Here is a 14658-nt window from a genome sequence, read left to right as displayed (position 1 = left end):
GCCGTCGGGCAAGCGTAAATCCGCGGCAGCGGTCGCTCGCGCCGATGCGGGTCCATCGCCCGTCGCCCGAGCTGCCGCAACACCTCGAGCAGCTCTACGGGCGCTTCCCATTCGACCGCTCGCTCGCGGAGGATCCGATCTCCGCGATCCGCCCGCTCGCCCGGGGTCCGCGCCGAGCGGAGATCGCGGGGATCGTGGGCGCCACGCTCGCGATCGGGAACACCACCGCGATCCGCGGGGCGATCACGCGGATCGCGGCGCTCGCGGAGGGCGACCTCGCCTCCTGGGTGGACCCGGCGACGGCGCGGGAGCGCGCGCGACGGCTGCAGGGGTTCCGTCACCGCTGGATCCGTGGCGACCAGCTCGACCACCTCTTCCGGGTGCTCACGGACTACTACCGGCAGCATGCGTCGCTCGAGGACGCGTTCCTCGCCGGATGGGCGACCGGCGGATTTTCCGGCGGCCTCGCCGGTCTCGCCGGCACCCTGCGGGGCGACGGATCGGCCGGGCGGTCGCCCGCGCCGCGCGGCTACCGGGCCCTCTTCCCGAGCCCGTTCGACCCGAGCGCCAGCGCCTGCAAGCGCCTCACGTTGTTCGTGCGCTGGATGGTGCGGGAGCGCTACCCGGACCTCGGGATCTGGCGACGGGTCCCGACCGGCGAGCTGAGGATCCCGCTCGACCAGCACGTCCACTGGATCGCCTATCACCTCGGCCTCACCGCGCGCCGGACGCGGAACTGGCGCACCGTCGAGGAGGTCACGGAGGCGCTACGCCGCATCGACCCCCTCGACCCGGTCCGGTACGACTTCGTCCTGTGCCACACGGGCATCTCGGGCGATTGCCCGAAGGAGCGCGACCTCGCGGTCTGCGGGCCGTGCTCGGTCCGGCCGGACTGCCGACTCTGGAGGGGGCACTTCGCCGCATGAGCCCAGCCGCGGGGCCCGATGGGCTCGAGGCCCCCCTCGTCTCGCGGTTCCGGGCGGCCGCCGCGAAGATCGCCTGGCGCGAGGCGCCCGGCGCCTCGCGCCGCCGGGCGCCGGGGCCGGCCTCGCGCCCGCGGGCCCGCATCGCCCACCTCCACGACGAGGAGGCGCGCGTCGAGACGCGCGGCCGGGGCCGGTCGGTCGCGATCACGGTCGACTCGGGGCCGGTGGGGGCACTCGTGCTGCTCCTCGAATCCGACGCACGGGGACCGCCGCGCTTGCTCGAGCCGATCGAGGCGAGCGCGGCCCCCGGCTTCCCCGGGGGGGCGATCCGGGCGACCTGGGCGACCGGGGGGCCCAGCGGTGGCCCGCTCTCGCTCCGCGACCTGGCCGAGCTCGCGCGCTACGCGCTCGCCTAGGCCCCGTGTCGTTATATAATCGAATGATTAGAGTTACGAATCAATAGGAGTCCGAATGGCTGCCATGGCCCGACTCACCCCGCCGGTCCGCGCCCTCCCCGAGCCCGCGATCGCGGACTCGATCCATGCGCTGATGCGAGGCGTCCTCCACGACCTGCAGCCCAAGCTCGAGGAGCAGGGCCTCACGATGGGCCGGTTCTGGGCGCTCCATCTCATCTCGAACCTCGAGGCGCCGTCGCTGACGCGCGTCGCGCGCCACCTGTCGGTGAGCGGACCCACGGCGTGCGCGACGGTGGACGGGCTCGAAGCGGCGGGACTGATCTGGCGACGCCGCTCGGCGACCGACCGTCGGATCGTCGAGCTCGCCCCCACGGCGGCGGGGCGCCGGGCCGAGTCGGCGGTCTGGCGAGAGATCGGGCGGGCGCTGGCCGAGGCGACCGAGGGGATCGCGCCGGCGGAGTTGAGCACGACCGCGCGGACGCTCGCGACGATCGCCGGCCGTCTCGGCCGGACCGGTCCCGAGACGATCGGGCGGGGGCGACGCGCGTGAGCGAGACGGCGAGCGCGCTCACCGCGGCCGGGACGCCGTACGACGCCCGCGCCGCGCGCAACGTGCTGATCGTGATCGCGGTGATGGCGCTGATGGTCACCTACGTCGAGACGATGGTGATCCCGGCGTTCGCCTCGTTCGTCAGCTTCTTCGACGATGCTCCGGCGACGACCGTCGTCTGGATCGTCTCGGCGTACCTGCTCGTCGGGACCGTCGCGACGCCGATCTTCGGCAAGCTCGGGGACAAGTACGGCAAGAAGCGGATGCTCGTCCTCGTGATGAGCCTGTACGCGGTCGCGGTCAGCATCGCCGGTTTCTCGCCGAACATCGGCACCGCGCTCGGGATCGACCGGGCGAACCAGATCTACGTCCTGATCGCGATCCGCGCCTTCCAGGGCCTCGGGATGGGGATGTTCCCGCTCGCCTTCGCGATGCTCCCCGAGGTGTTCCCGGCGGCCCGGGTCGGCCGGGCGCAGGGGATCGTCTCCGCGATGTTCGCGGCCGGGGCCTCGCTCGGCCTCGTCGGCGGCGGCTACATCGCCTACACCTCGGGCTGGCAGCTGACCTACCACACGGTGATCCCGGTCGCCGTCGCGGTCGCGGTCCTCGCCTACTTCATCCTGCGGGAGTCCCCGCACCTCACGCCCGCCCCGATCGACTACCCGGGCATCGCGAGCCTCGGCTTCGCGCTCGCGACCGCGCTGTTCGCGATCACCGAGGGCACGTACTGGGGCTGGGCGAACTTCTCCGCGGTCCACTTCGCCGGGATCGGCTGGGGGGTACCGCAGTTCTTCCTGCTCGCCCTCGCCGGCCTCGTCTTCTTCCTCGTGTGGGAGCCGCGGGCGAAGTACCCGGTCGTCTCGTTCGCCGCGCTGAAAAAGCGCAACATCTGGATCTCGAACGTCAACGGCGTCTTCGTCGGCATGGGGATGTTCCTCGTGTTCATCGGCCTCACGATCCTCGTCGAGTACCCGTTCAAGCCCGGCTTCGGCTTCAACGAGTTCCAGATGGGGCTCGTCTCGGTGCCGTCGTCCCTTTCGATGCTCCTGTTCGCCCCGGTCTGGGGCCGTTTCGTGGGCGCGAAGGGCCCCAAGCCCGTCATGATCACCGGCTTCGCCGTGATGGCGCTCGGCGGCCTCGGGCTCGTCCTGTTCCACTCCAACGTCTACGAGCTGATGGTCTTCGCGATCCCCGCGCTCGTCGGCAACGTCGCGGTCCTGATCGCGATGTCGAACATCATCGTCCTGTCGGTACGGGTCGACGAGCTCGGCATCCAGACCGGCATGAACCAGACGTTCCGCAACCTGGGCAGCGCGGTCGGGCCGGTCGTCGCCGCCACCGTGACCGCGAGCTTCCTCACGACGACGTACCTCACGGTCCCCGGCGTGCCCGTGCCGGTCCCGATCTCGACCTACGCCATCACGGGCTTCGAGCTCGTCTTCGGCATCACCGCGGCGGTCGCGTTCGTCGGGCTCCTGCTCTCGCTCGCGCTGCGGAACTTCCGCTTCCTCGCCGACGGCACCCGGACGACGGAGGCCGCGCCGACCCCCGAGCCCGCGCCGGCGTCGATCGGGGAGACCGCCGCCGCGCCCCCGCCCTAGACGGGGCCGGCGCGCGCCTACGAGCAGCCGCTCGTGGAGCCGCAGACCGTGCACGCGTAGCACGTGCCCGAGCGCACCATGATGCCGCCGCAGATCGCGCACGACGGCGCGTCCTCGCTGACCCCGCCCGGCGCCCCACTGTCCTGGGCGAAGGCATCGAGGAGCCGCGTCTCGAACTTGACGGTCTGGCCCGGCGCGCCCGTCTTGGCCGGCGCACTGGGCGCGTGGCCGTTCCCGTTGCCGTTGCCCTCCGCCGCGGGCCCCTCGAGGCCGATCGAGCGGCGCTCCTCCTCGGTCAGGAACTCGAGCGCGAGCCACCGGGCGACGTAGTCGGGGATCGATTTCGCGAATCGGATCTTCGGATTGTTCGTCGCACCGGCCGGCTCGAACCGAAGGTGCGCGAGCTTCCGGACGAGGTCCTTGAGCGGCACGCCGTGCTGGAGCGCCATCGACATCGAGATCCCGAGCGAATCCATCAGCCCGTTGACGGTCGAGCCCTCCTTCGTCACCCGGAAGAAGATCTCGCCGGGGCGGCCGTCGGGATACAGGCCGACGGTCACGTAGCCGTCGTGTCCCCCGACGCTGAAGTGGTGCGTGATGGCATCGCGCTCGTCGGGGAGGCGCTCGCGCGTGGGACCGCGGGGCCCACCCGGGGCGCCGGCGCGCCCCTTGCCCGTCTCGAACGGCTGGCTCGCCTTGCAGCCGTCCCGGTACAGCGCGACCGACTTGATGCCGTGGCGCCAGGCCTCGAGGTAGATCTTCTCGATCTCCTCGACGGTCGACTCGTTGGGCAGGTTGATCGTCTTCGACGCCCCGCCCGAGAGGAACGGCTGGACCGCGGCGAGCATGTTGAGGTGCCCCATCGGGGCGATCGTGCGCGAACCGCCCGCCGGCGCGAGCGCGCAGTCGAAGATGGCGAGGTCCTCGCTGTCGAGCCCCGGCGCGCCCTCGATCGTCCCGGTCTTCTCCAGGTGCTCGCTGATGGCGCGGATCTCCTCGGGATCGTAGCCGCGGCTCGCGAGCCCGTCCGGCACGGTCCGGTTGACCATCCGCAGTACCCCGCCGCCGACCAGGTTCTTCGTCTTGACGAGGGAGAGCTCGGGCTCGAGGCCGAGGGTGTCGCAGCCCATCAGGAGCCCGATCGTCCCGGTCGGGGCGATCACCGAGATCTGGGCGTTGCGGTAGCCCCACAGCTCGCCGGCCTTCACCGTGTCGTGCCAGCGGTCGACCGCCGCCTGGACGAGCGGCGTGAGGCGCGGGTCATTGAGCCCGATCTGCTCGGCCGCCTTGGCGTGCTTACCCATGACGCGCAGCATCGGCGCCCGGTTCTTCTCGAACCCCGGGAACGGCCCCGTGCGCTTGGCGATCTCGCTCGACATGTGGTAGCCCTCGCCCGAGAGGAACGCCGAGATCGCGCCGGCGAGCGTGCGGCCCGCCTCCGAGTCGTAGGGGAGGCCGTAGTGCATCAGCAGCGAGCCCAGGTTCGCGTAGCCGAGGCCGAGCGGGCGGAAGTCGTGGGAGTTCTGCGCGATCGGCGCGGTCGGGTAGCTCGAGGCGTCCACGATGATCTCCATCGCGAGGATCATCGCCCGGACCGCCTGGCGGAACAGCTCGACGTCGAACAGGCCCTTCGCGTCGAGGAACTTCATCAGGTTGATCGAGGCGAGGTTGCAGGCGGTGTCGTCGAGGAACAGGTACTCGCTGCACGGGTTCGACGCGTTGATCCGGCCGGAGTTCGGGCAGGTGTGCCAGTCGTTGGTGAGGTCGTCGAACTGGACGCCGGGGTCGCCGCAGCGCCAGGCGGCGTAGGCGAGCTTGCGCCAGAGCTCCCTGGCGGGATACGTCGCCGCGACCGCGTGGTCGGTGCGGTGGAACGTCCTCCACTCGCCGTCGCGCACGACGGCGTCCATGAACGCGTCCGGGATGCGGACGGAGTGGTTGGCGTTCTGGTAGGCGATCGACGCGTAGGCCGAGTCCGGATCGGTGCCGTCGAAGTTGGACGAATAGCCCTCGCGGATCAGCGCGAGCGCCTTGTCCTCTTCGCGGACCTTGCAGTCGATGAAGTCGACGATGTCCGGGTGGTCCATGTTGAGGATCACCATCTTCGCTGCCCGGCGGGTCGTCCCGCCGCTCTTGATGACGCCGGCGAGCGCGTCGAAGGCGCGCATGAACGAGACCGGGCCCGAGGCGATCCCGCCGCCGGCGAGCCGCTCGTGGCTGCCCCGCAGCGGGGAGAGGTTCGTCCCGGTCCCGCTGCCGCCCTTGAACAGACGCCCCTCGCTCGTCGCGAGCCCGAGGATCGAGTCCATGTCGTCCGCGATCGACTGGATGAAGCAGGCCGAGCACTGCGGTGGATCGCGGACGCCGACGTTGAACCAGACGGGGCTGTTGAACGCCGCCATCTGCTGGACCATGAGGTAGGCGAGGCTCTCCTCGAACGTCGTCGCCTCGTCGGCCGTCTCGAGGTAGCCGAGCTCGACGCCCTTCTGGGCGATCCAGTGGCAGACGCGCCGGATCATCCCGTCCACCGACGTCTCGCGGCGGCCCTGGATGATGCGGAAGTACTTCGACGCGGCGATGTTCACGCTCGTCTCGCTCCACGACGCCGGGGCGTGGATCCCCTTCTGCTCGAAGATGACGGCCCCCTCGGCGTTCTTGATGAGCGCGTCGTGGGTCCGCCAGGCGACGGTGTCGAAGGCGGTCTTACCGCGCGGGACGAGACGGGGGACGGGAATCGGTTCCCGGCCGATCCGCGGCGCCGCCCGTGCGGGCGGCTCCTCGGCGGCGGAGGCGGGGCGCTTGCGTGCAACGGCCATCGATGCTTGCTCCCGGAGGGCGGGACGGGGTCACCGGGTTCGTTGGGATGCCGGCGGTCCCTATCTCGCCGACCGCGAGCGCGCGGAACGCCTCCGAGAAGAGGCCGTTTCACGCCGCCGGGCGGGAGGTTGGGACGCAACCGGGTCCGCGGAGAACACCCGTCGAGAACCTCCGGGTGGCGCCAAGCGCGTTCGGGTATAAGCTGAGTAGGTCGCAGAAGTGCGCAACTCGCGCCGGGGCGCGTCGCTCGAAGCGCACAATGCGTTCCTCCGGAAGAACGGAATCGTCCGGCGGCGCGGACGCTCCTCCGGGTCGCGGCGTCCGCGCTCGGACCGGGCGTTCCGCGCGCTCACCGGGGGAGCGGCGGGGGAACGACGCGCATCGTGCACGGCATGAGGACGCCGCACTCGCCGCAGTAGAGGCCCTCGTCGGCGACCCACAGGAACGCCCCGCAGCGCTCGCACTTCCTCGGGTCGTCCGGCGCGTTGCGGCACGTCATGATGCGGACCAGAGAGCTCGGACTATTTGCCTGCTCGGACGCACGCGACTCTCAGCGAAAAAAACGGCACCCGGGGAACCCTCCCGAAGGAAGGTTCCCCGGGAAAGGTGGGTCGGGCTCAGGCGTTCTTCATTCGGGCGCGCGAGACGTAGCCCTTCTTGTCGAGAAAATACATGTACCCGTCTTGGCGGGTGATCTTCTCGGTGCCGACGCGCGCCTTCCTGCCGGACTTGTTCAGCTTCGTGGGCGTCTTCCAGAGATACCCGTCCTTCCCGAGGTAGTACAGGTAGCCCTTCTCGCGCTTGATCTGCTCCTTGCCGACCTTCTCCGCCATGCTGGCGACCTCGACCGGCGACAAAGATAGGGGTCCTATTTGAATGTGCTGACGGAGTTACGCCGAGAAAACCGGTTTTCCCTGACGGTAAATCGACGCCGGACGCGCGTCGAAGCGGTAGCCGAGCTGATCGAGCGAGCGGAGCGCGAACTGCGCGAAGTCGGCGGGTCCGCCGACGACAAGCCGCCCGGCGTCCTCGAGGCCGCAGGCGTGCGCGGCGTTGACGGTGGCGGCGCAGAGCGCTTCGGCGGGAGCGAGCCCTCCGCCGTGCACGGCGTGCGCGAGGACGAGCGGCATCGACTCGACCCAGGCGTTGGGCGAACAGTCCGTGCCGAGCGCGACGGGGACGCCCGCGTCGACCATCGCGCGAGCCGGAACGTGGTGGGCGCGCGTCGCGGCGAACGCCGTCAGCGGCAGCAGCACTGCCGTCACCCCGGCCGCGGCGAGACGCCGCGCGTCGTCCGGCGTCGCCTGGAGCAAGTGGTCCGCGGAGGTGGCGCGGACTCGCGCGGCGACGGCCGCCCCGCCGGAGGCGACGAACTCCTCGGCGTGGATCTTCGCCCCGAGTCCGAAGGCGAGAGCGGCGCGGAGCAGACGCTCGGCCTGGGCCGGCGAGAAGAAGCCGGGCTCGCAGAAGACGTCGCAGAAGCGCGCGAGCCCCTCGCGCGCGATCGTCGGCAGGGCGTCCGCGATGAGCCGGTCGAGGTAGGCGTCGGCGCGCCCCGCGAACTCGGGGGGCACCGCGTGGGCGCCGAGGAAGGTCGGCACGACCCGGACCCCCGCGCGACGCGCGATCCGTGGCAGCAGGCGCAGCAGCCGCAGCTCGCCGGGCACGTCGAGCGCGTAGCCACTCTTCACCTCGATCGTGGTCGCGCCGTGGCGGACCATCCGCTCGAGCCGGCCGACGGTCTCGTCGGTGAGGATCGCGTCGGAGGCCGCTCGCGTCGCGGCCACGGTCGCATACAGGCCGCCCCCCGAGCGGGCGATCTCGGCGTAGCTCTCGCCGGCGGCCTTGCGGGGCAGCTCGAACGCCCGGTCACCAGCGAACAGCGCGTGCGTGTGCGCGTCCACGAGGCCCGGCACGACGATCCCGCCGTTCGCCGAGACCGTGCGAGCCCCGGCGGCGAGACGGACCTCCGAGCGCCGTCGGCGGGCCGGACCGATCCAGGCGATGCGGCGGCCGGCGATCCCGATCGCGGCGTCCCGGACGATCCCGAGCTCCCGCATCGCCGGGCCGGTGCGGGGGATCGGACCCGGAGCGAGGGTCGCGAGCTCCGCGATCTCGTCGACGACGAGGTCGACGCGGATCATGGCTGGTGGACGAGGTGATCGAGCAGGTCGCGCGCGGCTTTCGTCCCGGGGAACGCGAGGTTCGCCTCGGCCTCGAGGGCCTCGAGCTCCTTGTAGCGCGAGGAGAAGTGCGTGAGGAACAGCGCACGCACCTCGGCCGCCGTCGCGATCTCCGCGGCCTGGCGCGCGGAGGAGTGGCCCCACTGGTTCGCCTCTTCCTCGATCTCGCGCGAGGCGGTCGCTTCGTGGATCAGCACCGTCGCCCGGTGCGCGAGCCGTCGCACCTCGTCGCTCGGCGAAGTGTCCCCCGAGTACACGATCGAGCGGCCGGGCCGTGGCTCGCCCATCACGTCGGAGGGATGGATCACCCGGGCGCCGACCCGGATCGACTCCCCGGCCTCGAGGCGGCGGAAGTCCGGCCCCTCGATGCCCAGCGATCGCGCGAGCGCGCCATCGAAGCGGCCACGCTTCGGCCCCTCCTCGATGCGGAAGGCGAGCGCGGGCACCGGGTGCTCGGCCCGGGCGCTGCGCACCGTGTAGCCGTCGAGCTCCACCGATTCGCCCGGCTGCAGCGGGTGGATGGCGATCGGGAAGCGCTGGGTGAAGTAGCCGAGCGCGAGCGCGCGCTCGACGAGCTCGCGCGCGTCCGGCGGCCCGTAGATGTCGAGGGGCTCGGTCCGGTTGTTGAGGTTCATGCTCTGGACGAGGCCGGGAAGCCCGAGGAAATGGTCGCCGTGAAAGTGCGTCAGGAAGACCCGGCGCACGCGCATGAACGAAGCGGACGACTGGAAGAACTGGCGCTGGGTGCCCTCTCCGCAGTCGAGGAGGATCAGCTCGCGCTCGAGGTCGAGCGCGATCGCGCTGGCGCTGCGCTCCTTCGTCGGCCAGGAACCGGCGGTCCCGAGGAACGTGAGACGCATCGCGGGGGTCACCCCGGACCGGATAAAAGGGGGAGGGGTCGCCGGGCCCGTGCGGGGAAGGGTCCCGCGTCTCGGGGGCGAGGGTAAAGAGGAAGAGGGGGCCGCCCGTAGCAAGGGCGATGGTCGACTGGGACCGGGTCGAGCAGCTCCGAGACCGGGGCTGGGACTGGGACCGGATCGCCGACGATCCGAAGGTCGGGTTCCACCCGGAGGCCTCTGTCCAGGAGCCCGGGCGTGCGCTCCGGGCGCTGTACCATCGCCACCGCCGACGCGGGGGTCGCCGGGAACCCGAGGCCCCGAGCCGTCCGAGCAAGCAGGACCTCGAGCTGCGGGAGCACCGCTGGACCCTGCCGCGCGTCGGCTTCCTCGCGGTGCCGGTCTTCGGCCTGTGGGGCCTGCTGGCCTATCTCGTCCCGTCCCCGGTCGGTCTCCTGCTGCCCGCGATCCCGTGGCTGGCGCTCGGCGTGGCGGCCGCCGCGTTCATCCTGTGCTTCGGCCTGTGGCGGACCCAGGAGAAGCGCTGGACCCCGACGTACCGCAAGACGCTCGTGGGCGGCGTGGCGCTCGGGCTCGTGCTCGCGGGCACGGTCGGCCTGACGGGCTACCTCGCGTTCGGATGCCCGTACCTGCCCCCGTACTCGACGCTGGGCACGATCGGGACGAGCGGCACGGGCTCGGGGAGCGCCGCGGTGTCCCCGTGGGCCTACGGCAGCATGAGCGCCTGGCAGGACAGCGGTAAGCCGGTCGTCTACTTCTTCGGCGCCGAGTGGTGCCCGTACTGCTCGGCCGGCAGCTGGGCGATCTACAAGGCGCTCAGCGAGTTCGGCAACGTCTCGGGCGCGGGGAACGCGCTGGCCTATTCCGACCCGTCCGATGTCTATCCGAGCACCCCCGAGATCGTCCTCGCGAACATCGGGTACACCTCGAGCTGGGTGTCGTTCCAGGTCAGCGAGTACGTCGGCAGCTACTCCGGCCACCCGTTCCCGGGCACCTCCACCTGCTTCCAGTCGGCGTACGTCTCCGCCTACAGCGGGGGGACGATCCCGTTCCTCGTCGTGAACGGCCAGTACGTCCACGCCCAGAGCCAGTTGATCTACCCGCAGAACCTCCAGGACTGGGCCGGGACCGGGGCCTCGACGGTCCTGTCCGACGTGCAGGGCGAGTCCGGCGGGCCGTGGACGGCCGTCCAGTTCCAGGCGTGGTGGATCATGGCGTTCATGGCCAAGTCGACCGGGGCCCCCGTCTCACAGCTCGCGGCCTCGCTGCACTGGTCGAGCGCGACCACGAGCGGCGTCGAAGCGGACTTCGCCGAGATCCCGTAGGGACGATGCGAACCCGCTCGCTGCGCACCGTCGTCTACCTCGCGGCCGGGCTGGGCCTCATCGCCGCGCTGTTCGCGGCCGCGGAGGTGCTGGATCCGGGCCTTGCCAGCGTCTGCTCCGTGAGCTCCTCGATCTCCTGCTCGCGCGTGCTGACGAGCGGCCTCACCTCGACGCTCGGGATCCCCGACTTCGCCTGGGGCGTCGGAGGGTTCGTCGCGATCCTCGTCGCCGCCGGCCTCGCCGAACAGCGGCCGCGCGATCGCGGCCGGGCCTACGCGCTCCTCAGCCTGACGAGCGCCGGGGTCGCCCTCGCGCTGTACCTGCTCTACGTCGAGGTCGCACAGATTCACGCGATCTGTCCGGTCTGCGTGACCGCCTACGTGCTCGGCGGGGTCGCCTGGGCCGGGGCGATCGGGCTGGTGCAACGCCAGGCCCGGGCCGCGGCGAAGGCCGCGGCCGAGCCGCCCGAGCCGGCCCCCGAGGCCGACGCCTAGCCCCGCCGTGCGACGGCGGTGGTGGGGCTATATACCCGACCTTTCTCGGCCGCGCGGTTGCGCCATGGCCGACCCGTACGCTACGCTCGCCGCCGGGATCGCGATCGCCGGTGGGCTCATCGGGACCGGGATGGCCCAGTCCGGGATCGGCGCCGCCGGCATGGGCATCATCGCCGAGAAGCCCGAGAAGTTCGGGCAGGTCCTCTTCTTCTTCGTGATCCCCGAGACGCTCTGGATCATCGGCTTCGTGCTCGGGTTCATCCTGCTGATCGGCGCGATCTAGCGGGGCCCGGCGCATGAGCCTCGACAGCCTCATCGAGGAGATCCGCGCCCGCGGCGAGGCCGAGCTGCGCGCGACGCTCGAGGCGCAGCGCACCGAGCTGGGTCGGCTCGCCTCCGAGCGCGATCGCGCGATCGCGGACGCGGGCACGGCGAGCGCGCGCTCCGCCGACGCCGAGATCGCCCGCGAGCGGGCCCAGCGCATCGCGGCCGCCAAGCTCGCGGCGCGCCAGCGCCTGTACGAGGCGCGCGAGCGCCGGCTCGAGGAGGGGCTCCGGGCCACCCGCGTCCTGCTCGCGGAGTTCACGAACGACCCCGAGTACCCCGAGGTGCTCCGGCGCATGGTCGCGGTCGCGACGAACGAGCTCGGCCGCCCGATCCGCGTCTCGGGCCGCGCGGAGGACGCGGCCCGTCTCGGCAAGATCGCGGGCAAGTCGTTCGACCCCACGCCCCGGCCGATCGTCGGCGGCCTGGTCGCGGAGACGCCCGACGGGAACCGCCGGCTGAACCTCTCGTTCGACGAGCTATTGCGCCTGCGCGAGGACCGGGTCCGCGAGCTCCTCGCCTGAAGGGAGGACCGTGGCCTCGTCGGCGTACGCGAGCGCGCTCGGCCGCCTGCGGCCGGAGTTCAGCGCGTTCCTTCCGAAGGACGCCTACCCGGCCCTCGTCCAGGCCCGGGACCCGGCGGAGATCGCCAAGCTCCTCGAGGGGACGGCCTACGGGCCGGACCTGCAGCAGGCGCGCGCGGCCTACCAGGGGATCACGCTCGTGGAGGTCGGGACGAACCGCACGTTCGTGCGGCGCAACCGCCACGCCCTCGAGGCGACGCCGTTCGCGGGCCGGCAGGTCGTCGGCGCCTACCTCACGCGGTGGGACCGCGAGAACATCGAGCTGATCCTGGCCGCGAAGGCCCAGGGCCGGGCGCTGACGGAGACCGACGAGCACCTCGTGTCCAGCCGGGACATCCCGGCCGGCCTCTACGCCGGCGTGCTCACGCTCGACGACTACCGGACCCTGCTCGCCCAGCCCTCGCTCGAGTCGACCGTCCAGGCCCTCGTGAGGTACGGCTACGGCGCGACGATCCTGCCGCTGTTGGAGACGTTCGAGCGCACCCACGACATCTTCCCGGTCGTCCACGCCCTCGACCAGGACTACTTCCGCACCGTCCGCGAGGCCGCCCGGTTCTTCCAGGGCGACGAGTGGGTCGTGCGCCAGTTCCTCTCGAGCGAGATCGACCTGCGCAACGCGCTGCTGCTGCTCAAGGGCAAGGCGGGCGACCTCGCGCTCGACGAGGTGCTCCAGCGCTGGTTCGAGGGCGGCAGCCTACCGGCGTCCCTCGCGCCCGACCTCTTCGGCGCCCGCGGCGTGGTCGAGCTCGCCGAGCGCCTCGCCGATCGCTACCCGTCGATCGCCGAGGGGACCGAGGAGTTCCAGCGCGGGGGAAGCCTCGGGGGCTTCGAGTCGGCCCTCGCGCGCGACCGGGCCCTCGGCGAGCTGCGCCGGCTGCGGACCTACCCGCTCTCGCTCAGCGTGATCTTCACCTACCTGTTGCTCGCTGAGCTCGAGCGGGCCGACCTGCGGCGGATCGCCTTCGGCCGGATGTACGGGATCGCGCCCGAGCGACTGAGCCCGCTCCTGGTCGTCCCGCGCCTCTAGTCGGGCGGGGGCGCCTGGACGAGCGGGCCCGCGGCGAGCCCGTCCGGTGCGACCGTCGGGACGGTGTGGGTGCGGGGGGCGCCGAACGGCCGGAACGGCCGGCCGTTGCCCGAGTAGAACTTGGAGAAGTACTCGACGAAGATCAGCCGCGCGCCCTGGATCCCCGGCTCGAAGACGCCGAGGATGACGTTGAACGACTGGCCGACCAGGATGATCGCGAGGCCCGCGACGATCCCGACGAGGGTCCCGCCGACCACGAGCCCGCCCCCGATGGAGTTGATGACGAGGGCGAGGATGATGCTCGCGAGCAGGATCCCCACGAGCCGCGTGTACGACAGGATGTGGCTGAGCACCTCGATGAGGCCCATGACGCCGAGCTGGATCCCCTCGCCGATCACGAGGAGCCCGAGGCCCGCGGCGAGCATCGCGACATAGAGGTCGAAGAGCGGGTTCGAAACGTGGTCCGCGCCGTGGATCACGCAGAGGCCGAAGAACGCGATCCCCCAGGCCAGCACGATCCCGCCGGCCTTGCCCGCGGCGGCCCGCGGGTGGTGGTGGAAGTACTCCTTGAGGAGGCCGAAGAGGAATCCGAGGCTGACCATCGCGAGCCCGACGAAGCCGGCGAAGAGCAGGAGCGCCGGGACGTGCTGGCTCGGCACGAACGGGCTATCGTAGCCGAACAGCGCGTGGAAGAGCGGGAAGCCGAAGAACGCGTCCGAGTACAGGCCCAGCCCGATCGCGATCGCGCAGCCGGGGAGGAGCGCGTAGGCGAGCTGGCGCATCCCCTGCGGACCCATGATCCGCTTGACGAAGTCGCGGCCGAACTTCGGCAGGCGCCGAGCGCCGGGAAAGCCGGCGATCATCCACAGGCAGATCAACAGGATCGTGAGCCCGTAGCCCCAGTCGGCGAGCATGAAGCCGAAGAAGATGGGGAAGACGATCGCGAAGACGAGCGTCGGGTCCCACTCGGTCGCCTGCGGCAGCGAGTAGAACCGGATGAAGAACTCGAAGCGACGGACCCCCGAGGGGTTCGACATCATCGTGGGCGGCTCTTCGTGGGTCGGGACGCGGTAGAAGTAGACTCGGTCCCCGCTCGCGGCGCGGACGACGGATTCGAGCCGCGCGAGGTCGCGCTCGGGGACCCACGCCTCGAGGGCGAAGACGGAGCGGCTCGCTCCGAGCTTCGTCACGACCTCGGATTTCCGGTTTTCGATCTCGAGCGCTTCCGCGATCGCGCTCACCGTAGGATACCAGGCCTCGGAGATCTTCGCGAGCGCGGCCGCGATCTCGGTACGACGGCCCACGATCTCGACCGTGCGCGCTCGCAGGGCCGCGAGCGACTCCGCGACCGTCCCATCGAGATGCGGGACGGGCGTGAGGCGCACGCCGCGCGCCTGGGAGAGGCGCGAGAGAGGTTCGGCGAGGCCCGGGCGCAGCACGATGAGAAAACGGACGACGTCCTCGTCGGAGGGTCCGAGCAGAATCTCCCCGTTCGCCTCGGGAGAGAGCGCGGTGACGAACGCCTGGTAGGCGTCCGTCGGGGCTTCGCCGTAG

General features: G+C 71.4%; 15 protein-coding genes. 9 read left to right on the top strand and 6 right to left on the bottom strand.

The annotated features are described in order from the left end of the window. The first annotated feature begins 44 nt into the window (after positions 1-44). Genes VEL82_03720 through VEL82_03705 form a run of 4 tightly spaced genes read left to right on the top strand, consistent with a single transcriptional unit; the run spans position 45 to position 3493 of the window. Positions 45-926 carry a DUF2400 domain-containing protein gene (locus VEL82_03720; GenBank protein ID HXW66970.1) on the top strand — a complete coding sequence of 294 codons (882 nt, stop codon included), beginning with the start codon at positions 45-47 and terminating at the stop codon, positions 924-926. Continuing rightward, entirely contained in the window at positions 923-1342 is a 420-nt protein-coding gene (locus VEL82_03715) for a hypothetical protein (protein ID HXW66969.1), read from the top strand. The genes VEL82_03720 and VEL82_03715 overlap by 4 nt, the downstream gene beginning before the upstream one ends. Before the next feature lie 55 nt (positions 1343-1397). Then, entirely contained in the window at positions 1398-1892 is a 495-nt protein-coding gene (locus VEL82_03710; protein HXW66968.1) for a MarR family transcriptional regulator, read from the top strand. Beyond that, positions 1889-3493 carry an MFS transporter gene (locus VEL82_03705; GenBank protein HXW66967.1) on the top strand — a complete coding sequence of 535 codons (1605 nt, stop codon included), beginning with the start codon at positions 1889-1891 and terminating at the stop codon, positions 3491-3493. Before VEL82_03710 ends, VEL82_03705 begins: the two co-directional genes overlap by 4 nt. Before the next feature lie 17 nt (positions 3494-3510). Here VEL82_03705 and VEL82_03700 read toward each other — a convergent pair whose 3' ends face one another. From VEL82_03700 to rnz, 5 genes are all read right to left on the bottom strand, one after another. Beyond that, complete coding sequence (locus tag VEL82_03700) at positions 3511-6309, bottom strand: vitamin B12-dependent ribonucleotide reductase (GenBank protein HXW66966.1); 2799 nt, start codon at positions 6307-6309, stop codon at positions 3511-3513. A 350-nt stretch (positions 6310-6659) separates the two neighbouring features. Beyond that, positions 6660-6809: a hypothetical protein gene (locus VEL82_03695; protein HXW66965.1), complete on the bottom strand. Its 150-nt coding sequence runs from the start codon at positions 6807-6809 to the stop codon at positions 6660-6662. 118 nt (positions 6810-6927) lie between these two features. Continuing rightward, positions 6928-7143 (bottom strand): hypothetical protein, encoded by a 216-nt coding sequence (locus VEL82_03690; protein HXW66964.1) that lies wholly within the window; start codon positions 7141-7143, stop codon positions 6928-6930. A gap of 57 nt (positions 7144-7200) precedes the next feature. Continuing rightward, positions 7201-8454, bottom strand: a complete 1254-nt coding sequence (gene hutI / locus VEL82_03685; protein HXW66963.1) for an imidazolonepropionase — start codon at positions 8452-8454, stop codon at positions 7201-7203. Then, a complete protein-coding gene (rnz, locus tag VEL82_03680) occupies positions 8451-9353 on the bottom strand; it encodes a ribonuclease Z (GenBank protein HXW66962.1) in 903 nt (300 codons plus the stop codon). Before rnz ends, hutI begins: the two co-directional genes overlap by 4 nt. 119 nt (positions 9354-9472) lie before the next feature. On the opposite strand from rnz, the gene VEL82_03675 reads away from it, so the two are divergent. The 5 genes from VEL82_03675 (at position 9473) to VEL82_03655 (ending at position 13104) form a co-directional block, all read left to right on the top strand. Next, entirely contained in the window at positions 9473-10675 is a 1203-nt protein-coding gene (locus tag VEL82_03675; protein ID HXW66961.1) for a DUF929 family protein, read from the top strand. A gap of 5 nt (positions 10676-10680) precedes the next feature. Next, positions 10681-11169 (top strand): vitamin K epoxide reductase family protein, encoded by a 489-nt coding sequence (locus VEL82_03670; protein HXW66960.1) that lies wholly within the window; start codon positions 10681-10683, stop codon positions 11167-11169. Positions 11170-11233: 64 nt separating this feature from the next. Beyond that, complete coding sequence (locus tag VEL82_03665; protein ID HXW66959.1) at positions 11234-11452, top strand: ATPase; 219 nt, start codon at positions 11234-11236, stop codon at positions 11450-11452. Positions 11453-11465: 13 nt separating this feature from the next. Next, positions 11466-12017 carry a V-type ATP synthase subunit E gene (locus VEL82_03660; protein ID HXW66958.1) on the top strand — a complete coding sequence of 184 codons (552 nt, stop codon included), beginning with the start codon at positions 11466-11468 and terminating at the stop codon, positions 12015-12017. Between the two features lie 10 nt (positions 12018-12027). Then, positions 12028-13104, top strand: coding sequence for a V-type ATPase subunit (locus tag VEL82_03655; protein ID HXW66957.1), 1077 nt, complete (start codon positions 12028-12030; stop codon positions 13102-13104). Here the strand turns inward: VEL82_03655 and VEL82_03650 are convergent. Then, a partial coding sequence (locus VEL82_03650; protein ID HXW66956.1) for a V-type ATPase 116kDa subunit family protein occupies positions 13101-14658 on the bottom strand: 1558 nt, incomplete at its 5' end. The two genes, VEL82_03655 and VEL82_03650, sit on opposite strands and share 4 nt — an antisense overlap.

The organism is Thermoplasmata archaeon, from assembly GCA_035622275.1.
Lineage (GTDB): Archaea > Thermoplasmatota > Thermoplasmata > Lutacidiplasmatales > UBA184 > Lutacidiplasma.
This window is presented reverse-complemented; position numbering and strand designations above follow the sequence as displayed.

Bases quoted from the DNA above. Each gene is read 5' to 3' on its own strand.
- hutI (HXW66963.1), bottom strand. From the start codon at position 8,454: ATGATCCGCGTCGACCTCGTCGTCGACGAGATCGCGGAGCTCGCGACC.
- VEL82_03695 (HXW66965.1), bottom strand. From the start codon at position 6,809: ATGACGTGCCGCAACGCGCCGGACGACCCGAGGAAGTGCGAGCGCTGC.
- VEL82_03700 (HXW66966.1), bottom strand. From the start codon at position 6,309: ATGGCCGTTGCACGCAAGCGCCCCGCCTCCGCCGCCGAGGAGCCGCCC.
- VEL82_03665 (HXW66959.1), top strand. From the start codon at position 11,234: ATGGCCGACCCGTACGCTACGCTCGCCGCCGGGATCGCGATCGCCGGT.
- VEL82_03720 (HXW66970.1), top strand. From the start codon at position 45: ATGCGGGTCCATCGCCCGTCGCCCGAGCTGCCGCAACACCTCGAGCAG.
- VEL82_03690 (HXW66964.1), bottom strand. From the start codon at position 7,143: ATGGCGGAGAAGGTCGGCAAGGAGCAGATCAAGCGCGAGAAGGGCTAC.
- VEL82_03715 (HXW66969.1), top strand. From the start codon at position 923: ATGAGCCCAGCCGCGGGGCCCGATGGGCTCGAGGCCCCCCTCGTCTCG.
- VEL82_03675 (HXW66961.1), top strand. From the start codon at position 9,473: ATGGTCGACTGGGACCGGGTCGAGCAGCTCCGAGACCGGGGCTGGGAC.
- VEL82_03710 (HXW66968.1), top strand. From the start codon at position 1,398: ATGGCTGCCATGGCCCGACTCACCCCGCCGGTCCGCGCCCTCCCCGAG.
- rnz (HXW66962.1), bottom strand. From the start codon at position 9,353: ATGCGTCTCACGTTCCTCGGGACCGCCGGTTCCTGGCCGACGAAGGAG.
- VEL82_03660 (HXW66958.1), top strand. From the start codon at position 11,466: ATGAGCCTCGACAGCCTCATCGAGGAGATCCGCGCCCGCGGCGAGGCC.
- VEL82_03670 (HXW66960.1), top strand. From the start codon at position 10,681: ATGCGAACCCGCTCGCTGCGCACCGTCGTCTACCTCGCGGCCGGGCTG.